The sequence below is a fragment of the Sinorhizobium mexicanum genome, assembly GCF_013488225.1.
Lineage (GTDB): Bacteria > Pseudomonadota > Alphaproteobacteria > Rhizobiales > Rhizobiaceae > Sinorhizobium > Sinorhizobium mexicanum.
On sequence record NZ_CP041238.1, the window covers coordinates 4,231,298 to 4,258,010 of the forward strand.

The window sequence follows — 26,713 nt, forward strand, 5'->3', positions numbered from 1 at the left end:
TCCGGCGATTACAGCAAAATCCCTTCATGCGCGTTTTTTGTGACACTATTATTTACGCTGACGACCGGTTCACCGGTTTTTGAATCGCGCCCCACGGAAATCCGGTGCGCTGCGCCATTCACCCGGACCTCGGCGGAATAGCCTGCCCAGTCCGCTGGCAGCACAGGCCGAATCACCAGCTTTTTACCCTTCAGGCGAATGCCGAGTATGCCCTCGACGCCCGCGCGGTAGAGCCAACCGGCCGAGCCCGTATACCAGGTCCAGCCGCCACGCCCCGCGAGTTCGCCCTCGCCGTAAACATCGGCGGCGACGACGTAAGGCTCGACCCTGTAGTGCTCGGCATCGTCGCGATTGAGCGCATGCGATACGGGGTTGAGCATCCGGAAGGTCCGCCACGCCTCTTCCGCCCGCCCCTGAGCGGCAAAGGCGAGCACGACCCAGGTGGCCGCATGCGTATATTGCCCGCCGTTTTCGCGCACGCCCGGCGGGTAGGCCTTGATGTAGCCGGGATCCTGCTGCGTCTTTTCGAGCGGCGGCGTGAACAGCCGCACGATCCGTTTTTCGGGATCGACAAGCTCCGCCATCACCGCGTCCATGGCACGCCCGGAACGTTCCGCCTCGCCTTCGCCGGAGAGCGCACTCCACGACTGGGCGATGGAATCGATCCGGCACTCGACGTTTTCGACGGATCCAAGCGGCGTGCCGTCGTCGTAGTAGCCGCGGCGATAGTAATCGCCATCCCAACCCGCCCCGTCGAGCGCTGATTTCAGCATCTCGATATGCGTCTCCCAGAGTGCGGTGCGCGGCTCATCCTTCCGTTCGCGGGCATGAGGCAGGAAGGCACGCAGCGCACCGGCGAGGAACCAGCCGAGCCAGACGCTCGTGCCCTCACCGGCAATGCCGACGCGGTTCATGCCGTCGTTCCAGTCGCCGCCGAGTATGAGCGGCAGACCATTCGCCCCCGTCCGCTTGATCGCGAGATCGAGCGCGCGGGCGCAATGCTCGTAGATATCGGCCGTTTCGTCCGCACTCTCGGGCTTGAAGAAGTTGTCGTGCTGCCCCTCTTCGAGAGCGGGTCCGACAATGAACGGCACCTGCTCGCCGAGGATGTCCGTGGTGCCTGTAACCGCGCAATAGTGCGCGACCGCATAGGCGAGCCAGACGACATCGTCGGAAATCATCGTGCGAACGCCGGCACCGGTGCCGGGCAGCCACCAGTGCTGCACGTCACCCTCGATGAACTGCCGCGCAGCCGCGTTGAGGATCTGCGTCCGCGCAAGCTCCGGCCGATGCATGAGGAAGGCGAGCGTATCCTGCAGCTGGTCGCGGAAACCGTAGGCCCCGCTTGCCTGATAGAAGGCGGAGCGTGCCATGATCCGGCAGCCCAGGCTCTGGTAAGGCAGCCAATGGTTGACCATGTGGTTGAAAGCCCTGTCCGGCGTCTCGACCTTCACCACACCGGTGAATTCGTTCCAGAATGCCTTGGCCGCCTTGAGCGTCGTGTCGAAGGTCGTCCCTCGCAATTCGGCGAGGATCGACTGCACCTGTTCACCGCTGTCGGCGTCGCCGAGGAAGAAGGTGATCTGCTGCTCCGCACCCGGCTCGATGACGAGATCGGACGAGAGGGCCGCGCAGGCATCGCCGTCGGTCTCCGAAAAACCGGTCAAGCCAGCACCGGCGATGACCGCTTGCGGCGCCAGGATTCCGCCGGCCTTGCCCAGGAATTCCCTCCGGCTCGCCGTATAGGAGCCGACCTCAGCGTCGATTGCGAGGAACGCCGAACGGCCGGCATAGTCGAGGCTGTACGGGTTGGTCGCGACGAGCGCCTGGGCGTCGTCATGCCATTCGGGCAGGACAAACGGGGCCATCCGGCCGCGATTGTTGCCAAGCACCCATTCGGCATAGCCGTAGATGCGCAATTGCCGCGCGGAGGCGCCGCGGTTGCGGATCGAGAGGCGCACGAGTCTCGCCGGCAAGGTCCTGTGCACTGTGTGGACCGCCTCGATTTCGAGTTCGTCCTGAGTGCTTGCAAAGCTCGAATAGCCGAGGCCGTGACGGGCTTCGAACACCACCGACTTGCGCCGCGAAAGCGCGGCATAGGGCGTCAGCACCGAGCCGCTCGCCATGTCGCGAATGAAGATCGCCTCGCCCGGCTGGTTGACGACCGCATCGTTGGTCCACGGCGTCAGCTGGTAGTCGCGCGAATTGCGGCTCCAGGAGAACGCCGAGCCCTCGGCAGAAACATGGAAGCCGAAGTGCTCGTTGGAAATGACGTTGATCCACGGATGCGGTGTCGCTTCGCCACCGCGCAGCCGAACGACATATTCACGGCCGTCGTCTGCGAAGCCGCCAAAGCCGTTCCAGAATTCCAGGCCGTCGCCGCTGATTTCGGCTGCAGTAGCCTCGCCCGCCTCTTGGATTACCGGCAGCAGCATCTGAGTGCTCTCGGTGATTTTCGCGGCAGGCTTCGAGTAAAGCGCCATGGCACGCGCGATCTGGTCGGAGATCGTGCCGTTGCGGGCGTGGAAGACGGCGCGCGCGGCCGAAAGCAGCGTCGACCAGGTCTCAGCCTCCATCAAATCGCGACGCACAGCGAAAATGTGCTGCCGCGGACCGTCGGAAAGGCCGCGCAGCCGCAGGTTTTCGCACATCGAATCGAGCGTGTGCTGCAGATCCTGGGCATAGGAGGACGCCCGCTCGTTGATGACGACAAGATCCGCGGTAATGCCGCGGGCTCTCAGATATTCCTGCGCGCGCAGCGCCTCCCGCGCGATGCCGAGATCGCCGTCGTCGTTGATCCTCAGGCAGAAGATCGGAAAATCTCCCGAGATCGCCAGCGGCCACAGCGTCGCCTGCGAGGCGAGCCCCGACTTGACCGTCGCCGCATCGGCACGCAGGTGCATGTCGGGATACACAAGGTAACGGCCGAGCATCTGGAAGCTCGCCGCCTCCTGCGACGTCACCCCGACATGACGCATCTGCACCTGGCTGCGCGTCCAGGCATGGATCAGTTCGTGATTGAAGGTTTCCGGGTGCCGGTAGCGATCGATCGCCCGGTCGACGGTCTCGCGGTTCGGTGCGGCGATCGTCCAGAAGATGACGCTCACCTTTTTGCCCGCCGGAACGCGCACGACGCGGCGAAGCGACATTACCGGATCGAGCGTGAAGCCGTCGGTTCCCGAAAGCGTGACACCTGGGTCGAAAGCAGCAGCCTCCGAAAGCGTACGCCCCTGGCCGATGAAGCGGCGGCGGTCGGTTTCCGCCTGGGTGTGGCGGTCGCTGCCGGCATTGTCCGTGATGAGGTGCGCAACTTCCATGTCGGCATCACCCGGGCTGCGCTTGTTGCGTGACACGCGGATGACGTCGCCCTGGCGGCTGATCTCGGTGCGCAGGAACATCTTGGAGAAGGCGAGATGCGCGCTGTCGGCATCGTCCGTCGCAAGCACCGGCTCCGCATAGGACGTGACTTCGATGAAGCGGTCCTCCGTGCCTGTATTGACCAGGATGACCCGGCGGCCCTCCGCATCGTGCTCGGTCGCGACGATGCATTCGACCTCGCTTGTGAGGTCGCCGACGACCTTGACGAATTCCGCCTTGTCGTCGCCGAAACGGGTCATGGTCTTTTCACCGGCCGCGCGCCGCGGTTCGGCCGTTGCCGACCACCAGTCGCCGCTGACGGTGTCGCGCAGGAAGATGAACGTGCCCGTCCTGTCTTCAACCGGGTCCGGCTTCCACCGCGTGACCGACTGGCCGTTCCAGCGCGCATAACCGGCCCCGGTCGCGGTCAGCATGATCGAATAGTGCCCGTTCGAGAGGAACACCGTTTCGCGGTCCTGCGTCAGCGGATCCTCGATGACGCGAACTTCCGGTCTGAGGAGATCGGCCTGGCCCTTGCCGAGCGATTCCGGCTCGCGCTTGGCGTTCATCACCGGAATGTCGCGCGGTGCCTTCTCCTGCAGCAGCAGTTCGGCCGCTTCGATCACCGGATCGGCGTGGAACCACTCGCGCAGGCGCCCGTTGAACACGACGTTCGCGACCGCCGCGACCGACATGCCGTGATGGTGCGCATAGTAGTTGCGCACGACGGCGCATTTCTGGCCTTCGGGAACACGCGTCGGCGTGAAATCGACGGCATCATGGAAGCCGTAGGCGCCGAGAGCACCGACCTCCCTGAGCCTTGCCAGATTGGCGAGCGCAGACTTGGGATCGTACATGCAGGCGAGGATCGACGCATAGGGCGCAATCACCGCATTCTGGCCAAGGCCGCGCTTCAGGCCGAGCGTCGGCACGCCGAAGTTCGTATACTGATAGGTCAGCTCGTGATCGCGCGCGTTGAAGGCGGCTTCCGAGATGCCCCACGGGGTCCCGAGGCGCCGGCCGTGGTTGATCTGCTCCTGCACCACCAGATTGCTCGTCTGGTTGAGAATGCCGCCCTGCCGCTCCTGCATGACCAGCGGCGGCATCAGATATTCGAACATCGAGCCGGACCAGGAGACAAGCGCGCCGCGCGCGCCGACCGGCACGATCGGGCGCCCGAGCTTGTACCAGTGCTCCGTCGGCAGGTCGCCCTTGGCGATCGCAAAAAGGCTCGTCAGCCGCGCTTCGGAGGCCAGCAGATCGTAGCAGGCCTCGTCGAGTTCGTTGGCGTTGACGCGGTAGCCGATCGACAGCAACCGCCGCTCCGGACGGAACAAGAAGCCGAAATCCATCGAGAAGGCGATGTCGCGCGCGCGCTCCTTGAGCACCATGAGACGCTGGCGCAATGCCTCGATCGCGCCGAGGTCGAAGACGCCGTCGGCAATATGCGCCTCGCAGGTGGAGACGAGCGAACCCGCCCATTTCTCCAACTCGGCGCTCTGGGCAGTGCGTACCTCGTGATCGAGGTTGGCGGCAAGCTTGTGCATGTCGCGCGCCAGCACTGCCAGGTTGATCACGCGGATCGATGCGAATTCACGCTCGCGCTTGACGGCGGCAAGCGCGTTCCGGAAGCCGGCGATGCGCTCTTCGATCAGATGGCGCAACGGCCGCACGGTCTTGCGATCGTCGGGCAGTTCGTTGAGCACTTCCGAGAGAATGGCGGCGACGTCGCCGATGCCATCGAGACTGCCCTGGACATGGGCGGAGGGTGCCTCGGCCCATTCCCGGCACATGGACGAAACCGCGATCAGATGCCCGGCGAGGTTGCCGCTGTCGACGGACGAGACGTAGCGCGGCTCCATCGTTTCGAGCGATCGCGTCCGATACCAGTTGAAGAGATGGCCGCGATATTTCGGCATACGGTCGATCGTCGCGATCGTCTGCTCGAGCCGCGTGACCGTGTCCTCGAAACCGATCCAGCCGAAATCGCGCGCGGACATCACCGACAGGAGATAGACGCCGATATTGGTGGGCGACGTACGCTCAGCGAGCACCGGTTGCGGCGTTTCCTGGAAATTATCCGGCGGCAGGAAATTCTGCTCGGCGGTCACGAAGGTTTCGAAATAGCGCCAGGTACGCCGGGCGATCTTGCGCATCTCGTCGATCGCTTCATCCGACACGACCAGCTGGTCCTCGGTCTCGGCCGACTGGCTGACAAACCAGGCAACCAGGGGCGAAGCCGCCCAAATGAGCGCGAAGGGGATGCCGATGTATGGCAGTCCGGTATCTGACACGGCGGCGAGCGCCAATGAAATGACCGAGAGAGCCGGCGCCGTCCACATCGCGCCGAAATAGTCGCCGATCGAGCCGTGGCCGGCGCTCTGAACCTGCGCGGCGGTGCGCCACTCGAGCATCAGCTTGCGGCTGACGAAGGTTCGGTAGAGCGAGCGAACGATCGCATCCGCCATCATTGCGGCATTGTGGGCGATGAAGACGATGCGCAGCGCCACCTGGGCATTGGCGGCGCGGATATCGGAGAGCACCGTATGCAGATGCGCCCGTGCGACGATATCGTTGCGGCGCGGCATGATCCCGTTGATCAGCGACAGGGTGGGTGCGACGAACAGGCTGAAGATCAGCACGAGCTGCCAGATCAGGGCCTCGGTCGGCTCCATGTAGTACCAGCCCATGACCGAAGCGACGAGCCAGGCGACCGGGATGAGCGACCGGCGCAGGTTGTCGTACATCTTCCAGCGGCCGAGCATCGACAGCCCGTTCGAAGGGTTGAAGATATAGGGCAAGAGCTGCCAGTCGCCACGCGCCCAGCGATGCTGGCGCGACATTTCCACCTCGTAGCGGGTCGGGAAATCCTCGACGAGCTCGACGTCGGTGACGAGCGCGCAGCGCGCATATGACCCTTCGAGCAGATCGTGGCTAAGCACGGCATTCTCTTCGATCCGGCTCTTCAGCGCCGCCTCGAAGGCATCGACATGGTAGAGACCCTTGCCCGTGAAGGTGCCTTCGCTGACGATGTCCTGATAGACGTCGGAGACCGTGAAGACATAGGGATCGATGCCGCGGTGGATCGAGAAGATCCGCTGGAAGGCGGAAGCCTCGCTGCCCGTGGTGAGCGATGGCGTCACACGCGGCTGCAGCAGGCTGTAGCCGGTAAGCACTTCCTGCTTCTTGTTCACGACCGGGCGGTTGATTGGATGGTAGAGCTTGCCGACGAGCTTCGTCACCGCGTCGCGCATCAGGCGTGTGTCGGAATCGAGCGTCATCACGTATTGGACGCCGTCCGGAACCATGTTGGCGCCCTGCAGGAACGAGGTGTCACGATCGCCACGGAGCAGAAGGTTGAGCTCGTGAAGCTTGCCGCGCTTGCGCTCCCAGCCCATCCAGACGCCCTCGGCCTCGTTGAAGAGCCGGCGGCGATGCAGCAGGAAGAAGCGCGTCTTGCCGTCATAAGCGTATCGGGTCGAGAGCTCGGCGATTTCGCGCTTCGCATATTCGAGGACGTCCATGTCGGTGGGCGTTTCCTCGAACTTGCTGTCGGCCCAGTCGCTGAGCAGGGCGAAGTAGATCTCGCCGCGCGGGTTGGCGAGATAATGGACCTCCAGATTGCGTACCAGTTCGTCGACGTGGTCGCGCTTGGCGATCAGGCACGGGACAACGACAAGCGTGCGCGCATCCTGCGGGATACCGTCGAGGAACTCGTATCCGACGAGCCGCGACGGTTTGACGACCAGCGTGATCAGCGTGTTGAAAAGCCCCATCGCGCCTTCCGAAGCCGGCAGTGCGAAAAGCAGCAGCATGATCAGCTTGGCGCCGTTTGGGATTTCCATCGGGCTGACGAAGGCATAGACCGCGACCATCGCGAGAACGGTCAGGAGAATATTCGGTCCGGCGATCGCGAACCAGCCGAGCTTGCGGCCGAAACGGATGATGTGCTGGAGCGGCGACGGTGAATAGCCGATCCTGTTCTCCAGGTCCTTGTACTGCGTGCCGACCAGGAAGGAGCCGACGTTCGGTTCCTGCAGCGGCGCTTCGACCGCCGCGGCCGCCCTTGCTTCCTCGACCATCTCGATCGCGATCTGGGTGACTTCATGCTCGCTGTGGCCGGAGCGGCGCGCCAGTTTCTCGATCGTTTCCCGGTACTTGTTGCGCGAGCCGAAATCTAGCGAGGCATAGTCGGAGCCCTCGCGAAGCGTCGCGTCGATCTTGCTTACGCTCTCGAACCAGACGGCCCAATCCGTGTCGTCGATCTCGCGCAGGCTGCGGATGATGTTGCTCATCGTCGCGTTGCCGGAGCCCAGGCGGTTCTGTTCGGCGACGAGCGCCTCCTCGACGTCGGTGCCGCGCCTTTCGAGCCGTTCCTCGATCCAGCCGATGACCGCGCCCGAGGTCTGGGAACCATCGCGCATGCGATAGAGAAGCTGGGCGATGAACGTGTTGTCGGCGGAAAGCGCCTCCGACTCCGCGAGCAGCGTGCGGCACCTTTCGGGATCGTTCAGCCGGACGATCTGGTCGGCGACCTCGTTCGCCTTTTGCCGCATGCCGCGCGAGCGCTCGACCCGGATGGCGATCCGGCGCAGGTTCTCGATCAGCACGAAACGCAGGATCGACGGCAACGCCCACAACTCGCCGATCTTGAAGGTTTCATGCTGCTGGAAACCCTCGACCATCGCGGTGATGTTTTCCCGCGAAACCATGCTGTGGGTGTGGGCGACATAGAGCCAGGCCAGCGCCATCGTGCGCGGGATGACGACACCCGACACCGAAAGCGTCGGCAACTGCCGATAGAACCTGCGCGGAAAATCGCGCCGGACTTCCTGGATCGCCTCCTCGACGACGTGGTGGTTGTCGAGCAGCCACTCGGCCGCAGGCGTGATCGAGGCGCCTGCTTCCACGTCGGCCGCGGTCGCGCGATAGACGCGCAGGATTTCCTTCTCGTTTTCGCGATGGCGTGCGCGGAAGTCGAACGAAAAGAAGCCGGGGAGCGACGAAGCGCCCTTCAGGGCGAGATTCTCACCGCATTGCCGAAGGTCGTCGATCGAGAAATAGGTCGAGCGAATCGAATCGTTATAATCGATTTGCTTGGCTTCCGGGTCGCGCGGTGAATGGGACGGCTTGTTCTGAAGGAGCATGGCTGCGGTTTCTGATTCCAACCGGGGTTGATCGGCCCGGCTTTCGTTGTTCGGCCAGGTCGATTGCGGCCCTGATGGTCCAAGCGGCGTCGGCGCGTTTCTAGACACGGTCATGTGTCCCCCCATCCGCCACCATCCTCAAAGCGGGAGGGCCCCGGAAACGGGCGCCGCCTGGGATTTGGGCATCGGAGATCGCAAAGCCGACGGCGCGTTGGTTTTCACGGCCGCGTGATGCATGAAAGTGGCATTTTTTAGCCGCAGTGTCAGCAGCTTGCAAGGATTGCGAGCGCAGGTTCGGACGAATTGGGCGAGTCCGGAACGGGAGAAAGCGGACCACCGCACAAACTCCCGCCGGTTCGATGAACGTTCCTGTCAAGTCAGCCCCTTCCTGGTCTGTTGCAGCATGGCGGCACGAGACACGGAGCCGCCTGCAAAGGTCCGCTTCAGGCGGTACGCAGCGGACCGAACTCAACCGACCTGTTCGACAATCCATTCCCTGAAGGCGAGGCTGATCGGGTTTTCACGCTTGCCCTCCGGAACGGCGAGGTAGTAGCTGTTTTCGGTCTGCATCGGTCGGTCAAGAACGATCCGCAGCGTGCCTGCGGCAAGTTCCTGTTCGATCAGATAGCGAGGCAAAAGGGCAAAACCGAGACCTGCGGTTGCCGCTTCGATCACCATCGAGAACTGGTCGAATCGATTGCCCCGGTAGGCGCCATGTCCGTCCATCCCGTTTGTCTCGAACCATTGCGCCCAGAGCTTGGGACGCGTGGCGAGATGGAGGAGCGGACCGCCGCCAATGCCCTCCAGCGCCTCGACCGGATTGGTCTCTAGGAGTGAGGGACTGGCGGCCGGAACGATAACTTCGTTGCAAAGATAGCTGCAGGTTGCACGCGCCCAGACAGGCTGGCCGTAGTGGATCGCCAGATCGAAATTCTGCTCGTCGAAATCGAACGGTGCCGAGCGCGAGGCGATATTGATGACGGTGCCCGGATAACGCTTCAGGAAATCGGGCAGGCGCGGCACCAGCCAGCGGCTGCCGAAAGTCGGCAGCGATGCGATGGACAAGGTTGAATCGGCGCGCGCCGAAGCCATGGCGCGCACCATTAGCTCCTCGGTCTGGTGCAGCAGCCGCCGAACCTCCGGCAGAAACTTCTGCCCGGAGTCGGAAAGGATGACCCGCTGACGCACGCGTTCGAAGAGCAGGACGCCGAGTTGGGTTTCGAGATCCTTGATCTGTCGGCTGACCGCGCTTTGCGTAAGGTTGAGCTCAGCCGCGGCCTGGGTGAAACTGCCGTGGCGCGCGGCGCATTCGAAGGCTTGCAGCGTCGTCACGTCAGGAACCAGTCGTCGGCTTAACTTCATTCCAGCCTCGCATCAACATAGTCAGAAGCAGCGCGATCCAAGGCTGCGTCGTTCGGATATGATCAGAAATAAGAATGACCTTGTCCTTCACCCTTAGCGCGAGGCGAGCCCCAGTGAAAGAGAATAGTTTCGTTTGCGCCGACGATATCCGCTCGGCTTTCTCTGCCGCCATGTCGGTCATGTACCGTGAAGAGGTGCCGGCCTATGGCACGCTCATGGAACTGGTGGCGAAGGTCAACGCCGATACGCTGGCGGCGGACGCGACGTTGAAGGGGCGCCTCGAGGCGACCTGCTCGCTCGACCGTATCTCGGAGGAGCGCCACGGCGCGATTCGGCTCGGTACGCCGGCCGAACTGTCGATGATGCGCCGCGTCTTCGCCGTCATGGGCATGTATCCCGTCGGCTATTACGATCTTTCGACCGCCGGCGTGCCGGTCCATTCGACCGCCTTCCGGCCGGTCGGCGAAGCGGCGTTGAAGCGCAATCCCTTCCGCGTTTTCACCTCGCTGCTGAGGCTCGACCTCATCGCCGACGAGACCCTGCGTGCCGAGGCGGAAGCTATCCTGCGCGAGCGCAGGATCTTCACCTCCGACACGATCGAGCTCACCGAGAAGGCCGAGCGCGACGGCGGCCTCGACACGGCCGATGCCGAACGGTTCGTCGCCGAGGTGCTCGAAACCTTCCGCTGGCACGACCGGGCCAACGTCGGCGCCGACATGTACAAGCGCCTGCACGACGCGCACCGGCTGATCGCCGACGTCGTTTCCTTCAAGGGACCGCACATCAACCATCTGACGCCGCGCACGCTCGATATCGACAAGGTTCAGGCGCTGATGCCCGAATACGGCATTGCTCCGAAGGCCGTCGTCGAGGGCCCGCCGACGCGTAAGTGCGCGATCCTGTTGCGCCAGACGTCGTTCAAGGCCTTGGAAGAAGCCGTCTGCTTCCGCGACACAGATGGCGGCTGGAAAACCGGTTCACACACGGCCCGCTTCGGCGAGATCGAACAGCGCGGCATCGCACTGACGCCGAAGGGGCGCAGCCTCTACGACCGGCTGCTCGACGAATCGCGCAAGATCGTCCGGCCCGCCGCCGATGGCTCCAACGCGAAGCAGTACGAAGCAGCCCTTGCCCGGGCCTTCGGGGCCTTCCCCGACAGCTGGGCTGAGATCCGTGAGGCGGGGCTTGGCTATTTCAGCTATTCTCTGACAGAAAAAGGCCGGCGGACGAAGCTCGCCGGACGCCGCGACCTCGATACGTTGATCGCCGACGGCCTCGTTGAATTCGATCCGATCGTCTACGAGGACTTCCTTCCGGTCAGCGCCGCCGGTATCTTCCAGTCGAACCTCGGCGACGGCGCCCAGCAGGAATTCGTGGCAAGTCCGAACCAGAAGCGCTTCGAGGCCGACCTCGGCGTCGCCGTGCTCAACGAGTTCGATCACTATGCCGGTATCGAACAGGCATCGATTGAAGGCTGCCTTCAGGCGCTCTCGGCGGCGATGGCAGCGGAATGATACGCTGACGATGATTGACGAGCACCATATCGACGCATTGACGAAGATCCTTGGCGACAAGGGCGTCGTCACGGGTCCGGCAGACATGCAGGCCTATGAGACCGGCGCGCGCTACGACCAGGGCCGTGCAGCCGTCGTGCTGCGCCCGTCGACAACGGCGGAGGTCTCGGCCGCGGTTGCCTATTGCGTCCGCAACGGCCTCGCGCTGATCCCGCAGTCCGGCAATACTGGCGTCGTGTCGGGATCGACGCCGGACAATACCGGCAGCGAGACCGTTCTCAGTCTCGATCGGCTAACGAGGCAGTTCGAACTCGACAGCGACAACCGCTCGGTGCGCGTCGATGCCGGCTTTCGGCTTTCCGATCTCAACCGGCGGCTGGAAGAACACGACCTGTTCTTCCCGATCGATCTCGGCGCCGATCCGCGCATCGGTGGCATGATCGCGACCAATACCGGCGGCTCGCGCTTCCTGAAATACGGCGACGTGCGTCGCAACACGCTCGGCCTGAAGGTCGTGCTCGCCGACGAGGACGGAACCGTTCTCGACCTCGATTGCGACCTGCGCAAGAACAATACCGGCGTCGACTGGAAGCAGATCTTCATCGGGACCACCGGCGCCTTCGGCATCGTCACCGAATGCGTGCTGAACCTAGAGCGGGTGCCGAAACAGACGGCGACAGCCTTCCTCGTGCCTGCAAGCGGCGCCCATGTGCTGCCGCTGCTGAAAGCCATGGAAGAGCGGCTGGGCGCCTATCTTTCGGCCTTCGAGGGCATGTCGAGGAACGCGATTGCAGCCACCTTCGCTCATGTGCCGTCGCTGAAGAATCCCTTCCAGGGCGGTAATGTACCGGACTATGTAATCCTCGCCGAGATCTCCCGCACCTGGCCGCCGCGCGAGGGTGAACAGTCGCTCGACGCCGTTCTCGAAGGCGTGCTCGCCGAAATCTGGGAATCGGAAGAGGCGCCGCTCGCCGACGCCTTCGTCGGTCCGCCGCACGAGATCTGGACGCTCCGCCACGCGCTTCCCGAAGGCGTAAAACATCTCGGCAAGCTGATCGCCTTCGATCTTTCCTTCCGCCGAGGTGATATCATGGCCTTCTGCGACCATATGAAGGCCGAGATGCCGGAGAAATTCCCGGACGTCACCGTTTGCGATTTCGGCCACATCGGCGACGGCGGCGTGCACTTCAATCTTGTCGTGGCAAAGGATAGCCCGCTATTGAGCGAGGCGAGCTTCGAACAGCGCCTGCGCGAATGGGTCTTCGCGGCCGCCGTCGAGCAATATGGCGGCAGCTTCAGTGCCGAGCATGCGATCGGCCGGCGGAACCAGGCCTTCTACGATTTCTACACGCCGGAGAAACTGAAAGAGATGGCCGGCCGCCTGAAAACACTTACATCGCCGGGAAAGCTCGGCAGCATGCATTTTGGTTAAGCCCGCGGGATGAGGAAAAAAGTGTGAAGCGGTTTTCCGCCCGCATCCGGCGCACCAACAGATGAGACAAAACGGGAGTCAGATCAGATGAACATTGCAACGAAGAAAGTCGACGTCGCCAAGGAGGCCGCCGCCCTCCTCGAAAAGATGGGCGTCGCCCGCGAACTCTATGTGGGCGGCGAAATGCCGTCCTACAGCCCCGTCACCGGCGAACAGATCGCCAGCCTCAAGACCGTCTCTGCCGCCGAGGCCGCTGCCCGGGTCGAGCGGGCCAACGAAGCCTTCCGTGCCTGGCGGCTCGTGCCGGCGCCAAAGCGAGGCGAGCTCGTCCGCCTGCTCGGCGAGGAGCTGCGCGCCTTCAAGGCCGATCTCGGCCGTCTGGTCTCGCTCGAAGCCGGCAAGATCCCGTCGGAAGGTCTCGGCGAAGTGCAGGAGATGATCGACATCTGCGATTTTGCCGTCGGTCTCTCCCGCCAGCTCTATGGTCTCACGATCGCTACCGAGCGCCCGGGCCACCGCATGATGGAAACCTGGCATCCGCTCGGCGTCGTCGGCATCATCTCCGCCTTCAACTTCCCGGTCGCCGTCTGGTCCTGGAACGCAGCGCTGGCGCTCGTCTGCGGCAACGCCGTCGTCTGGAAGCCGTCGGAAAAGACGCCGCTCACCGCGCTTGCATCGCAGGCAATCCTTGAACGCGCCCTCGCCCGCTTCGGCGACGCGCCCGAAGGCCTGTCGCAGGTGCTGATCGGCGACCGCGCAATCGGCGAAGTGCTCGTCGATCATCCGAAGGTGCCGCTCGTTTCGGCGACCGGCTCGACCCGCATGGGCCGCGAAGTCGGCCCGCGTCTTGCGAAGCGCTTTGCCCGCGCCATCCTCGAACTCGGCGGCAACAATGCCGGCATCGTCTGCCCGTCGGCCGATCTCGACATGGCGCTCCGCGCCATCGCCTTCGGCGCCATGGGCACCGCCGGGCAGCGTTGCACGACGCTGCGCCGCCTCTTCGTCCATGAAAGCGTCTATGACCAGCTCGTTCCGCGCCTGAAGAAGGCTTACACCTCGGTCTCCGTCGGCAATCCACTGGAATCGACCGCGCTGGTCGGCCCGCTCGTCGACAAGGCCGCTTTCGACAACATGCAGAAGGCGATCACTGAAGCCAAGTCGCATGGCGGCGCCGTCACCGGCGGCGAACGCGTCGAACTCGGCCATGAGAACGGCTACTACGTGAAGCCGGCACTCGTCGAAATGCCGAAGCAGGCCGGCCCGGTTCTCGAAGAGACCTTCGCGCCGATCCTCTATGTCATGAAGTACAGCGATTTCGACGCCGCGCTCGTTGATCACAACGCAGTTGCAGCAGGCCTTTCGTCGTCGATCTTCACCCGCGACATGCAGGAATCCGAACGCTTCCTCGCAGCCGACGGTTCGGACTGCGGCATCGCCAACGTCAACATCGGCACTTCTGGTGCGGAAATCGGCGGTGCGTTCGGCGGCGAGAAGGAAACCGGCGGCGGCCGTGAATCGGGCTCCGACGCCTGGAAGGCCTATATGCGCCGTGCCACCAACACGGTGAACTATTCGAAGGCCCTGCCGCTGGCGCAGGGCGTCTCGTTCGATATCGAATGATTGGCGACATCGAATAATTGGGCATCGAACAGGGATCGGCCATGACCATCAATGCAACGGTGAAGGAGGCGGGCTTTCTGCCCGCCTCGCGGATCGCCTCGATCGGCGTTTCCGAAATCCTGAAGATCGGCGCCCGCGCCAACGCCATGAAGCGCGAAGGCAAGCCGGTAATCATCCTCGGTGCCGGCGAGCCGGACTTCGACACGCCGGACCACGTCAAGCAGGCGGCTTGGGACGCGATCCAGCGCGGCGAGACGAAATATACGGCACTCGACGGCACGCCGGAATTGAAGAAGGCGATCCGCGAAAAGTTCCAGCGCGAGAACGGCCTCGCCTACGAGACGGACGAGATAACGGTTGCGACCGGCGCCAAGCAGATCCTCTTCAACGCCATGATGGCGTCGGTCAATCCCGGCGACGAGGTGATCATCCCGACGCCCTACTGGACCTCCTATTCCGACATTGTCCAGATCTGCGAAGGCAAGCCGGTGCTGATCGCCTGCGATGCATCGTCCGGCTTTCGCCTGACCGCGGACAAGCTCGAAGCGGCGATCACGCCGAAGACGCGTTGGGTGCTCTTGAACTCGCCCTCGAATCCGTCCGGGGCCGCCTACAGCGCCGCCGATTACCGGCCGCTGCTCGAGGTGCTTCTCAAGCATCCGCATGTCTGGCTGCTGGTCGACGACATGTACGAGCACATCGTCTATGACGGCTTCCGCTTCGTCACCCCCGCCCAGCTCGAGCCCCACCTCAAGGAGCGCACGCTGACCGTCAACGGCGTGTCGAAGGCCTATGCCATGACCGGCTGGCGGATCGGCTATGCCGGCGGGCCGCGCGACCTTATCAAGGCGATGGCCGTCGTGCAGAGCCAGGCGACCTCCTGCCCCTCATCGGTCAGCCAGGCGGCCTCCGTCGCAGCGCTGACCGGTCCGCAGGAGTTCCTCAAAGAACGCACCGCGAGCTTTCAACGCCGCCGCGATCTCGTCGTCGGCGGGCTGAACGCCATCAAAGGTCTCGATTGCCGCGTTCCGGAAGGCGCTTTCTACACCTTCTCCGGCTGCGCCGGCATGCTCGGTAAGGTGACGCCATCGGGCAAGACGATCGAAACCGATACGGACTTCTGTGCCTATCTGCTCGACGACGCCCATGTCGCCGTCGTTCCGGGCTCCGCCTTCGGCCTTTCGCCCTTCTTCCGCATTTCCTATGCGACCTCGGAAGCGGAGCTCAAGGAAGCACTCACCCGCATCGCCGCGGCCTGCGCGCGGCTGTCTTGAGAGGCTCCTGGCCTCTGCTTCTCGTCTCAAATGCCCCTCACCCTGGCCCTCTACCCGCCGGGCGGGGAGAGGGGACTTCGGCGGCGCGGCATACCCCTTCTCCCCGCCCGCGGGGAGAAGGTCGCGGCAGCGGGATGAGGGGCATCTCCGCCTCCGCCACCCTCCTCAAAACGTCGGCGGTGTACAAGCGCTGATCACTTCGCACGGCACAGGCCCGACACAGCGAAAGCGATGTGGCCGGCGGCTTTCGAAATAATAGGCGTCGCCGGGCCCGAGGATGCGCCGCTCGTCATCGACGGTGACCTCCAGCCGCCCGGAAAGCACGATCCCGCCCTCCTCCCCCTCATGCACCAGCGGCACCTTGCCGGTGTCGGCGCCGGGCTGATAGCACTCCTTCAGGATCTGCAGGCTGCGGCCGAACAGATTGTCGCCGATCTGGCGATAGGAGATCGGGCCTTTGCCGATCTCCACCAGCTCCTCCGCCGCATAGAAAGCCTTGCGCGGCTTTTCCGGTTCGAAGGAGAAGAACTCCGCAAGCCCGATCGGAATGCCGTCGAGAATGCGCTTCAGGGCGCCGACCGACGGGTTCGAGGCATTCGATTCGATCAGCGAGATGGTGGAGTTCGTGACGCCCGCTCTCTTGGCAAGTTCACGCTGGGACAGATTGTGCATCAGCCGCACATGGCGGAGCCGGTTGCCGATATCGACGCTCATCGCAGGTTCCGTGTTGACGTTGTTCGGGATATCGAAACTCTACTAAATTGCATCTATAAAATACAATGGCTTAACTGAATGAAGAAAAGGACTTGTTCGGCAAATGAAATCATGGCGTCAATCGCCAAACCGACAGGAGGATGCCATGGACGCCCACAACAAGCCCAACGCCCCGGTACTCGACAGCTACTGGATGCCCTTCACCGCCAACCGCCAGTTCAAGGCAGCACCCCGCCTGCTCGCGAGCGCCGAGGGCATGCACTACACCAGCGTCGATGGCCGGACGATCCTCGACGGCACCGCCGGCCTCTGGTGCGTCAATGCCGGCCATGGCCGCCGGCAGATCGCCGCCGCGGTCGAGCGGCAGCTTTCGGTGATGGATTTCGCCCCCTCCTTCCAGATGGGCCACCCGATCGCCTTCGATTTCGCCGAACGGCTCGCTGAAATTGCGCCCGGCCCGGCCGGCGCCAAGCTCGACCGGGTGTTCTTCACCGGCTCCGGCTCGGAATCGGTCGACACGGCACTGAAGATCGCGCTCGCCTACCAGCGCTCGATCGGCCAGGGCACGCGCACACGGCTCATCGGCCGCGAACGCGGCTATCATGGCGTCGGCTTCGGCGGCATCTCCGTCGGCGGTATCGTCAACAACCGCCGCGTCTTCCCGCAGCTTCCCGGCTCCGACCATCTGCGCCACACCCATGACCCGGCAAAGAACGCCTTCGTCAAGGGACAGCCCGAACATGGCGCCGAACTCGCCGACGATCTCGAAAGGCTGGTGGCGCTGCATGGCGCCGAGACGATCGCCGCCTGCATCGTTGAACCGGTCGCCGGATCGACCGGGGTGCTGATCCCGCCGAAGGGCTATCTCGAGCGGCTGCGCGCGATCTGCGACAAGCACGGCATTCTCCTGATCTTCGACGAAGTGATTACCGGCTTCGGTCGCCTCGGCGCCGCCTTCGCAACCGACTATTTCGGCGTGACACCCGATCTCGTCACCACCGCCAAGGGCCTCACCAATGGCGCCATTCCGATGGGCGCGGTGTTTGCGAACCGCAAGGTGCACGACGCGCTGATGCACGCACCGGAAGGCCAGATCGAGCTCTTCCACGGCTACACCTATTCCGGCCATCCGGCCGCCTGCGCCGCCGGCATCGCAACACTCGACATCTATCGCGACGAGGGCCTGATGACGCGGGCCGCCGAGTTGCAGGAAGCCTGGCACGAAGCGATGCATTCGCTGAAGGGCCTGCCGCACGTCATCGACATCCGCACCATCGGCCTTATCGCCGGCATCGAACTCAAATCACGCGACGGCGCGCCTGGCGCCCGGGCCTACGATGTCTTCGTCGATTGCTTCGAAAGGGGCCTGCTTATCCGCGTCACCGGCGACATCATCGCCTTCTCGCCGCCGCTGATCGCCGAAAGGAAGCATTTTGGCGAGATCGTCTCGATGCTCGCGGACGCGCTGAAGCGGGTGAAGTAACGAACTCGACACTCACCGGGCGTCGATTCGGAGAAGACTTCTCGCCATCCCCTCCCAACGGTGGGAGGGGCCTCACGCGCCGCCCCAATTGTGGCGCCCATCCCCTTTGTTGAAGCGGCTCAGCGTATCAGCATTGCCCGGAAATCGTTGACGTTCGTCCCGGTCGGGCCGGGCACGAAAAGGTCCCCGCTCGCCGCAAAGGCCGACCAGGCATCGTGGCGGGCAAGGTGTGCGCGAGGATCGACGCCCGCCGCCCGCATGCGAGCGACACTCGCCCCGTCGGCAAAGGCGCCGGCATTGTCCTCGGAACCATCGATGCCGTCCGTGTCGGCGGCAAGCGCATCGATGTCGGTAACGCCATCGATGTCGAGCGCCAGCGACAACAGGAACTCGCTGTTGCGCCCGCCCTTGCCGTAGCTGTTGCCGGAAATTGTCACCGTCGTCTCGCCGCCGGAGAGCAGAACGACAGGCTTTGCGAAGGGTCGATTCCGCAATGCTACTTCGCGCGCGAGCGCCGCATGCATGCGGCCGATGTCACGCGCTTCGCCCTCGATTGCGTCCGAGAGGATTGCGGCTTCGACGCCGAGCTCCCGCGCGTGCGCCGCTGCCGCCTCCAGCGAGACGCTCGCCGAGGCGATCACATGCACTTCGTTGTCGGCAAAGGCGGGGTCGTCGGGGCCGAGGGCACGCGCGGCATCCGACGCGAGATGCCCCATCACCCGCTCGGGCAGGGCCATGGCGTAACGCGCGACGATCTCGCGCGCCTCTTCGAGGCTCGACCGATCCGGCACCGTCGGGCCGGAGGCGACGAAGGCGGGATTGTCGCCCGGCACATCGGAGACGACGAGGCTGACGACGCGGGCGGGCGACGCTGCAAGCGCAAGCCGGCCGCCCTTGATGCGCGACACGTGTTTTCTGACGACGTTCATCGCCGAGATCGGCGCTCCGGAGGCGAGCAGCGCCCGGTTGACCGCGATCTCGTCTTCGAGCGTCAGCCCGCTTGGTGGAGCCGGCAGGAGCGCCGAGCCGCCGCCGGAAACCAGCGCCACGACGAGATCGTCGGCCGTCAGTCCCCCGACGAGTTCGAGAAGCGCGGATGACGCGGAAAGCCCGGCCTCGTCCGGCACCGGATGCGCCGATTGCAGCACCTTGATGCGCTCGCATTTTTCGACCGGTCCATGGCGGGCGACGACGGCGCCCGTGAGCGGCGCGTCCCAGAGGCGCTCGAAGGCGGCCGCCATCTGGCTTGCCGCCTTGCCGGCGCCGATGACGATCGTGCGCCCCTTCGGCCTCTCAGGCAGATGGGCGCGGATGGCGGCGTAAGGATCGGCCGCCACCACGGCAGCCTCGAAGAGGGAGGTCAGGAAGAAGCGCGGCTCGATCGATGTCATGGAATCAGTCCGGTATTTCGAGGTCGTAGACCAGGACACCTTGTACGCCGCCTTCCGCCGCCGCAACCAATTTCGCGCCAGTCCTGCGGTGATCTGCGTCTTCGAGATAGGCGTCGCGCGCAGCGGCATCGGCGAAATCGACCATGAAGCCTTCGCCGTATCCTTTGTCCATGCCGGTTTCCGGGCTGACATTCACACCGACGTGCGCCGCCAGAAAGCCCGGCAGGCGGTCTCTCAGTGCAGCGATCTCGGCGAAGATCGCCTCCTTCTCGGCATTCGCCACGTCTGGACGGAAGCGGATGAAAACGCAGTGTCGAATCATCTGGCGTCCCGCGTCTAGCGAACGTCGGCGCGGGCACGCGCACGGGTGTCGTTGCGCTCGTGCTGGAAGATCGCGGGCGGTAGCGCCGGCAGGCCACGGATGATATCCGCCCCCTTCTCGCCCATCATGATTGTCGGCCCATTGGTGTTGCAGGACGGCACGCGCGGCATCACCGAACTGTCGCAGACCCGCAAGCCGTCGAGCCCGCGCACCTTGAGCTCCAGATCAACGACCGCCATATGATCCGTACCCATCTTGCAGGTGCCGACCGGGTGGTGGTCGGTCTTGGCATTGGCGCAGCCATATTCGAAGAGCTGCTCCTCCGTCCGGATGTCGTTACCCGGCAAACGTTCAGCGAGAACATAGGGCTTCAGCGCGGCCTGCTGCATGATTTCGCGGGCAATCCGCAGCCCTTCGAGCGACATCTTGCGGTCGTGCGGATCCTCCCAATAGTTCGGATCGATGAGCGGCGCGGCGGCCGGGTCAGAGGAGGAAAGCCGGACTGTGCCGCGCGAGCGGGGGTGCAGATAGGCGGAGTTCAGCGTCACGCCCGCGTTCTTGAGGCGCGCGACGCCGGCCTCGATGCCCGAGCCGAGACCGAGGTGGAACTGGATGTCCGGTGAGCGCGCATCCGGATCGGCATACCAGAAGCCGCCGGTCTCGAAGAGCGACGAGGCCACGGGGCCGGTGCGGAAAAGCACATATTGCAGGCCCGCCCAGAGCGTGCGGTGCAGCTTGGCGACGTTGTCGTAAGTGTGGTCGCCGGTGCATTCGGAGATGACGAAGAGATCGAGGTGATCCTGCAGATTGCCGCCGACGCCAGGGAGATCATGGCGAACGTCGACGCCGACCGCGCGTAGATGCTCGGCCGGACCGATACCGGATTGCAGGAGCAGCTTCGGCGAGCCGACTGCACCTGAAGACACGAGTACCTCGCGGTCCGCCCGGATTATTTCGCTGCCCTTGGCCGTCACCACCTCGACGCCGACCGCGCGGCTGCCTTCGAGCACGATGCGGGCGACGCGGGCACCGGTGCGCACCGTCAGGTTCCGGCGGCCCTTGATCGGCGAGAGATAGGCAAGCGAGGCGGAAGAGCGGCGGCGGTTGCGCTGCGTCAGCTGATAGAAGCCGACGCCCGCCTGCTGCTTGCCGTTGAAGTCGTGGTTGTAGGGGATGCCCAGTTCCTGGCCGGCACGGATATAGGCGTCGCAGATCGGCAGCGCCGAGACCGGCATCGAGACGCCGAGCGGCCCGCCATAGGAATGATAATCGTCGGCAAAGCGTTGGTTGTCCTCGGCGCGCTTGAAATAGGGCAGCACGCTACGATAGTCCCAGCCGCTGCAGCCGTCTTCACGTTCCCAGAGATCGTAGTCGGCGGCGTTGCCGCGGGTATAGAGCTGCGCATTGATCGAAGAGCCGCCACCGATCACCTTCGCCTGGGTATAGCGCAGCACCCTGCCCTTCATGTGCTTCTGCGGCACCGTGTGCCAGCCCCAGCTCGCAACCCCCTTGGTCATCTTGGCGAAGCCGGCCGGCATGTGGAACAGCGGGTTCCAGTCGCCGCCGCCCGCTTCGAGCAGCAGCACCTTGACAGTCGGGTCCTCGCTCAATCGGTTGGCGAGCACGCAGCCGGCGGGGCCGGCACCGGTGATGATGTAGTCGAATGCCATTTCAGATCGTCCTCAAGGTTCGCGCCTTCGGCGCGATCATTTATTTCATTGCCTCTTTGCCGATTGGCCGCCCCTCATCCGGCTGCCGCCACCCCGGGGCATCTCGCCGGGCACTAACCCTCTCCCCGCCGGCGGGGAGAGGGTTAGTCCTCGGGTTAAACCCGAGGAGAGGGGCAGCCCACGCGACGACCTCACAACCGGCTGATCGAAAGGCCGCCATCGGCCTGGATGACCGATCCCGTGGCGAAACCGAATTGTCCGCCGGCGAGCCCGGCGACGATCTTGCCGATGTCGTCGGGCTCTCCCCATCGCCGCATCGGCACCAGCCCATCGGCGATCAGCGTGTCGTATTTGCCGGAAACCGTTGCGGTCATGTCCGAACGAATGATGCCCGGCCGAACTTCGAAGACCGAGATACCGGTCTCGGCCAATCTCAGCGCCAAGCCCTGGCTGAAAGCGGCAAGTCCTGCCTTGCTCATGCAGTAGTCGAGCCGTTCCGGCGAGGTCATCTCGGCGGACACCGAGGTGATGTTGATGATCGAGCGGGGCACAACGGCTTCCGTCGCAAGCATCGCCTTCAGAACGGCTTGGGTGAAGAAAACCGTGCCGCGAAGGTTGATGCCGACGATGGTGTCGAAGTTCTCCGGTTTCAAATCGAGGAAATCGCCGCGCACGACCGAAGCGATTCCGGCGTTGTTGACGAGGCAATCGATCCTGCCGAACGCCTCGGTCACCGCGGCTACGGTCGCCTGGTGGGTGGCAAGGTCCGCGAGATCCGCCTGGAGAAAGATCGCGCGGGCACCGAAAGTGCCGAGCTCGGCGAGTACCGGCGCCACGCCATCGGCATCACCGATGCCCGTGACGGCGATGTCGAAACCGGCTGCCGCCAGCGCCCGGGCAATGCCGAGACCGATGCCGCGCCGGCCGCCGGTGACGATCGCGACGGGACGTGCTTTCTCCGTCATGACCGAAGATCCTCTTTAACGATGTGATCCGCGACGCGGAGCGCCTGCGCCGCCACGGTCAGCGCCGGGTTTACCGCTGCCGAAGTCGGCAGGAAGCCGGCATCGACAACGAAAAGGTTCGGGTGATCGAAGGCGCGGCAATAGACATCGAGCGGCGCCTCATTCGGCTCCTTGCCGATCCTGACGGTACCGCACTGATGCGACGGTGTGCGCTTGTCGAAGGCGCGGGCAAGAACGACCGGAAAGCCGGCCTTTCGCAGCACCGCCTTCAACTTGGCGACGAGATCGAGATGCGCCTGCCAATTGGTGCGCACCCATTGGAGCACGACGCGATCGCCGTCGACCATCACCCGGCTATCCGGCGACGGCAGGTCCTCGCTCATGGCATAGAAGTCTATGCCGCGGGCCGAGACCTGATTGAGGAGCCATTCCGGCACCGTCGGCATGTTCGCCTTCAGGATCGCGCCCGACACCCGGCCGAGAAGCTGGATGTTGCCGAGCGGCGGCCCGCCCGCCCCATCCGACAGATAGAAGTCGTTGAGGCCGAAGGTCTTCTGGTAGATGGAATCGTTGCGATACCAGGGGCTGAGCGCTATCACCGCACTCGAATTGTGGTTCATGAAATTGCGGCCGACCTGGTCGGACCGGTTCGCGAGCCCTGCCGGATTGCGGCCGTCGGCCGACCGCAACAACAGCACTGCCGATTGCACGGCTCCGGCAGAGAGGATGACCAGCTTCGGCGAAACGCTCCGCTCCTCGCCGTCCTTGACATAGTGAACAGTCTCGATCGCCTTGCCGTCCGAGGCGGTCGCAAGCCGCGTCACGCGCGAACCGGTTTGCAGCCGGACATTCGGATATTCGAGCGCCACGGTCAGTGCCGCCGTTTCCGCATCCATCTTGCCGTCGAAGCTGTTCGGATGCGCGTCCCAGGGCGTCTTGCCCTTGGCAAGCCAGCGGTTGATGTCAATGCCGAGCGGCAGCGAATAGGGATTGAGCCCGATCTCCGCCAGGCGCTTGCGAACCTTGGCGATCGCCGGTTCGTCCGGCACCGGACCATGAGGATAATCGTGCGAGTGCGCGGGCTCGGTCGGGTCCTCGCCGAGCGCGCCGCGCACCTCATAGAGCGCCTCCGCCTTGGAATACCAGGGCTCCAACTCTTCGTAAGGAAACGGCCAGGCCGGCGAAACGCCGTCGAGATGCTGCATCTCCTCGAAATCCTCACGGCGGTAACGGGTCAGCACGGCGCCGTAGAATTTCGAGTTGCCCCCGACATTGTAATAGTTGCCGGGGTTGAAGCCGGCGCCGCCCGCCTCGTACCAGATCTCTTTCGGCCGGAAATGGCCGCGCTGGAAGATCGCCCGCTGGTCGCGGTTTTCCGGACGGTCCTCGATGTGAGCGCCCGCTTCGAGGATAAGGATCTCGGCCCCCGATGGGGCGAGGCCCGCCGCGATGGTCGCACCGCCAACCCCCGAACCAATGATGACGATATCCGGCTCAGTGCGCATGGCCATGCTCACGCGATCCGCATCTGGCTCTGCGGGTCGAAGAACACCGCCTTGTCGAGATTGAAGGCGAGCCGCGACGTCTGACCCGGCGCGATGCGCGCGTCGGCGCGCAACCGGGCGACGATCTCCTTGCCGCCGAGGCGGGTGACCGCGAAGGTATCGGAGCCGGCCGGCTCGACCACTTCGATCAGGCAATCGCCTTCGGCGACGAACTTGGCATTGCGATCCGCGCCGTCCGGGTCGGTCAGGGCCTCCGGACGAATGCCGAAGACGACGTCCTTGCCGGCATAGGCCGACAAGGCGCCATTGTGCGGCACAGCGAGCTTCAATGGTTCGGCGTTTGGCCGCGCCAGCGTGACCGCAACATCGGAGCCAGCCTTTTCAATGCGGGCGTTCAACAGGTTCATCGCCGGCGAACCCATGAAATCGGCGACGAACATGTTGGCGGGATTGTTGTAGATCTCGGCCGGCGAGCCGAATTGCTGCAGAACGCCGTCCCGCAAGACGGCTATCTTCGTGGCGAGCGTCATCGCCTCGATCTGGTCGTGCGTCACGTAGACGATCGTCGTCTTCATGCGGTTGTGCAGGCGTTTGATCTCGGTGCGCATGTCGACGCGGAGTTTTGCGTCGAGGTTCGAGAGCGGCTCGTCAAAGAGGAAGACCTGCGGATTGCGCACCAGCGCGCGGCCCATCGCGACGCGCTGGCGCTGGCCTCCGGAGAGCTGGCTCGGCTTGCGGTCGAGCAGGTGGCCGATCTGCAGCATGTCGGCGACCTGCTTGATCGCCTTCTCGCGCTCTTCCTTCGGCACGCCGCGGATCTCCATGCCGAAGGCAATGTTTCCGGCGACAGTCATGTTCGGGTAGAGCGCGTAGGACTGGAACACCATGGCGATGTCGCGCTTCGACGGGTGCAGCCCCGAGACCGACCGGCCGTTGATGGCGATGTCGCCCGAGGTGATCGGCTCCAGGCCCGCGATCGTGTTCAAGAGGGTCGACTTGCCGCAGCCGGACGGGCCGACGAGCACCAGGAAGCCGCCCCTTTCGATCTCGATATTGATGTCCTTCAGAATCTCAAGCGAGCCGTAGGACTTGCGCAGGTTGCTGATTTTCAAGAATGACATGACCTTATCCTTTCACGGCACCGGACATCAGCCCGCGGACGAAGTAGCGGCCGGACACGATGTAGACGACGAGCGTTGGCAGGGCGGCGAGGATCGCGCCCGCGAAGTGAACGTTGTATTCCTTGACCCCGGTCGATGAGCTCACGAGGTTGTTGAGCGCGACCGTCATCGGCGTCGAGAAGGGGCCCGAGAACGAGGCGCCAAACAGGAAGTCGTTCCAGATGTTGGTGAACTGCCAGATGACCGAGACGACGATGATCGGGCCGGAGGACGGCAGCATGATCCGCCGGAAGATCTGGAAGAAGCCGGCACCGTCGATCTGCGCCGCACGCACCAGTTCGGTCGGGAAGGCCTCGTAGTAGTTGCGGAAATAGAGCGTCGTAAAGCCGATGCCGTAGACCACATGGACGAGGATCAGCCCCCAGATCGATCCCGCAAGGCCCAAAATGCCGAGGATGCGCGCCATCGGGATCAGCACGATCTGGAACGGGATGAAGCAGGAGAGCAGCAGCATGCCGAAGAAGATGTTGGCACCCGGAAAGCGCCACTTGGTCAGGACGTAGCCGTTGAGCGCGCCGACGACCGTCGAGATGGCGACCGCGGGAACCACCATCAGGATCGAGTTGATGAAGAAGGGGCGCAGCCCCGTCGGCTGAACGCCGATCTGCGCCGTCGACCAGGCCGAAAGCCAGGGTTCTACCGTCCAGCTCTGCGGCAGGTTCAACATGCCGCCCTGACGGATCTCGTCGAGCGGCTTCAGCGAATTCACCACCATCACGTAGAGCGGCAGCAGCGAATAGAGCGCGAAAATGATCAGTGCCGTGTAGATCAATGCCCGCGTGAGGCGGTTGTGCGAGATGACATTGTCGGGATTGGGCGCGCGCATCAGCGTTTTCCTCCCCGGATTTCGGAATAGAGATAGGGGATGATGATCGAGAAGATCATGATCAGCATGATGATCGCCGAGGACGCGCCGATGCCCATCTGGTTGCGGGTAAACGTGTAGGAATACATGAAGGTCGCCGGCAGCTCGGTCGCCTGCCCCGGCCCGCCGCCCGTCAGCGCGATGATCAGGTCATAGGCCTTGATCGCCAAATGGGCGAGGACGACGAAGGCCGAGAGGAAGACGGGCCGCATCAGCGGAATGATGATCCGCCGATAGATGGTCGGGGTCGTCGCCCCGTCGATCTGCGCCGCCTTGATGATTTCGTTGTCGACGCCGCGCAGGCCTGCGAGGAACATCGCCATGATGAAGCCGGTCGATTGCCAGACTGCTGCAATGACGACGCAGTAGATCGCGAAGTTGCGGTCCTTGATCCAGTTGAAGGAAAAGCTCTCCCAACCCCAGAGATGCATGGTGTTCTCGAGCCCAATGCCGGGATCGAGGAACCACTTCCAGGCCGTTCCCGTGACTATGAAGGACAGCGCCATCGGATAGAGGTAGATCGGCCTCAGGAACCCTTCCGCCCGGATCTTCTGATCGAGCAGGATGGCGAGCGCCAGGCCCAGCACCGAGCAGATGACGATATAGAGCGACGCGAAGATCGCGAGGTTGCTGACCGCCCGCCACCAGTGCGGCAAGGCCCACAGCTTGGCGAAGTTGCTTAGTCCGACGAAATTGTAAGACGGCAGCATCTTGCTGTCGGTCATCGACAGGAAGCCGGTATAGGCTATGAAGCCGTAAACAAAGATCAGGACGATAAGGAAGCTCGGGGCCAGTACCAGCTTGGGCACCAGTTCCTGCAGCCGGCTGCGGCTATCCATGGTCGTTCACCACTTCTGGCGCAGGATAGCCAGCCGGCATCATGCGCAGGTTTGAAGTCTCAAAACCTCTCC

The 26,713-nt window shown here is 63.9% G+C and carries 16 protein-coding genes; 5 read left to right on the top strand and 11 right to left on the bottom strand.

Annotated elements, in window-relative coordinates; genetic code table 11:
- Positions 1 to 8: 8 nt before the first annotated feature.
- Together ndvB and FKV68_RS19915 are read right to left on the bottom strand one after the other, a co-directional pair.
- Positions 9 to 8,618, bottom strand: a complete 8,610-nt coding sequence (gene ndvB, locus FKV68_RS19910; RefSeq protein WP_180939478.1) for a cyclic beta-(1,2)-glucan synthase — start codon at positions 8,616 to 8,618, stop codon at positions 9 to 11.
- A gap of 354 nt (positions 8,619 to 8,972) precedes the next feature.
- The gene (locus tag FKV68_RS19915) at positions 8,973 to 9,866 is read right to left on the bottom strand and encodes a LysR family transcriptional regulator (RefSeq protein ID WP_180939479.1); all 894 of its coding nucleotides are present in this window, start codon (positions 9,864 to 9,866) and stop codon (positions 8,973 to 8,975) included.
- A 113-nt stretch (positions 9,867 to 9,979) separates the two neighbouring features.
- Here FKV68_RS19915 and hglS point away from each other — a divergent pair, with 113 nt between their 5' ends.
- The 4 genes from hglS to FKV68_RS19935 all read left to right on the top strand — a co-directional run bounded on the left by hglS (position 9,980) and on the right by FKV68_RS19935 (position 15,706).
- A complete protein-coding gene (gene hglS / locus FKV68_RS19920) occupies positions 9,980 to 11,380 on the top strand; it encodes a 2-oxoadipate dioxygenase/decarboxylase HglS (RefSeq protein ID WP_180939480.1) in 1,401 nt (466 codons plus the stop codon).
- 10 nt (positions 11,381 to 11,390) lie between these two features.
- Positions 11,391 to 12,812, top strand: a complete 1,422-nt coding sequence (locus FKV68_RS19925) for an FAD-binding oxidoreductase (protein ID WP_180939481.1) — start codon at positions 11,391 to 11,393, stop codon at positions 12,810 to 12,812.
- A gap of 87 nt (positions 12,813 to 12,899) precedes the next feature.
- The gene (amaB, locus tag FKV68_RS19930; protein WP_180939482.1) at positions 12,900 to 14,432 is read left to right on the top strand and encodes an L-piperidine-6-carboxylate dehydrogenase; all 1,533 of its coding nucleotides are present in this window, start codon (positions 12,900 to 12,902) and stop codon (positions 14,430 to 14,432) included.
- 41 nt (positions 14,433 to 14,473) lie between these two features.
- Positions 14,474 to 15,706, top strand: coding sequence for a pyridoxal phosphate-dependent aminotransferase (locus FKV68_RS19935; RefSeq protein WP_180939483.1), 1,233 nt, complete (start codon positions 14,474 to 14,476; stop codon positions 15,704 to 15,706).
- 165 nt (positions 15,707 to 15,871) lie between these two features.
- Here the strand turns inward: FKV68_RS19935 and FKV68_RS19940 are convergent, their stop codons facing one another.
- Positions 15,872 to 16,420: a cupin domain-containing protein gene (locus FKV68_RS19940; RefSeq protein ID WP_180939484.1), complete on the bottom strand. Its 549-nt coding sequence runs from the start codon at positions 16,418 to 16,420 to the stop codon at positions 15,872 to 15,874.
- Positions 16,421 to 16,565: 145 nt separating this feature from the next.
- Between FKV68_RS19940 and aptA the strand changes: the two genes are divergently transcribed.
- A complete protein-coding gene (gene aptA / locus FKV68_RS19945; RefSeq protein ID WP_180939485.1) occupies positions 16,566 to 17,903 on the top strand; it encodes an omega-aminotransferase AptA in 1,338 nt (445 codons plus the stop codon).
- Positions 17,904 to 18,022: 119 nt separating this feature from the next.
- On the opposite strand, the gene FKV68_RS19950 is transcribed toward aptA, so the two are convergent.
- The 8 genes from FKV68_RS19950 to FKV68_RS19985 form a co-directional block, all read right to left on the bottom strand.
- Positions 18,023 to 19,294, bottom strand: coding sequence for a glycerate kinase type-2 family protein (locus tag FKV68_RS19950; protein WP_180939486.1), 1,272 nt, complete (start codon positions 19,292 to 19,294; stop codon positions 18,023 to 18,025).
- Positions 19,295 to 19,298: 4 nt separating this feature from the next.
- On the bottom strand, positions 19,299 to 19,616 hold the full coding sequence (locus tag FKV68_RS19955; RefSeq protein WP_180939487.1) for a Dabb family protein: 318 nt from the start codon (positions 19,614 to 19,616) through the stop codon (positions 19,299 to 19,301).
- A 14-nt stretch (positions 19,617 to 19,630) separates the two neighbouring features.
- Positions 19,631 to 21,286 (bottom strand): GMC family oxidoreductase, encoded by a 1,656-nt coding sequence (locus FKV68_RS19960; RefSeq protein WP_180939488.1) that lies wholly within the window; start codon positions 21,284 to 21,286, stop codon positions 19,631 to 19,633.
- A 191-nt stretch (positions 21,287 to 21,477) separates the two neighbouring features.
- Positions 21,478 to 22,251, bottom strand: coding sequence for a 3-ketoacyl-ACP reductase (locus FKV68_RS19965; protein ID WP_180939489.1), 774 nt, complete (start codon positions 22,249 to 22,251; stop codon positions 21,478 to 21,480).
- Positions 22,248 to 23,756 carry a GMC oxidoreductase gene (locus FKV68_RS19970; RefSeq protein WP_180941583.1) on the bottom strand — a complete coding sequence of 503 codons (1,509 nt, stop codon included), beginning with the start codon at positions 23,754 to 23,756 and terminating at the stop codon, positions 22,248 to 22,250. The genes FKV68_RS19965 and FKV68_RS19970 overlap by 4 nt, the downstream gene beginning before the upstream one ends.
- An 8-nt stretch (positions 23,757 to 23,764) precedes the next feature.
- Complete coding sequence (locus FKV68_RS19975; protein WP_180939490.1) at positions 23,765 to 24,877, bottom strand: ABC transporter ATP-binding protein; 1,113 nt, start codon at positions 24,875 to 24,877, stop codon at positions 23,765 to 23,767.
- 4 nt (positions 24,878 to 24,881) lie between these two features.
- Entirely contained in the window at positions 24,882 to 25,763 is an 882-nt protein-coding gene (locus FKV68_RS19980) for a carbohydrate ABC transporter permease (RefSeq protein WP_180939491.1), read from the bottom strand.
- Positions 25,763 to 26,641 carry a carbohydrate ABC transporter permease gene (locus tag FKV68_RS19985; protein ID WP_180939492.1) on the bottom strand — a complete coding sequence of 293 codons (879 nt, stop codon included), beginning with the start codon at positions 26,639 to 26,641 and terminating at the stop codon, positions 25,763 to 25,765. Before FKV68_RS19985 ends, FKV68_RS19980 begins: the two co-directional genes overlap by 1 nt.
- Between the last annotated feature and the right edge of the window lie 72 nt (positions 26,642 to 26,713).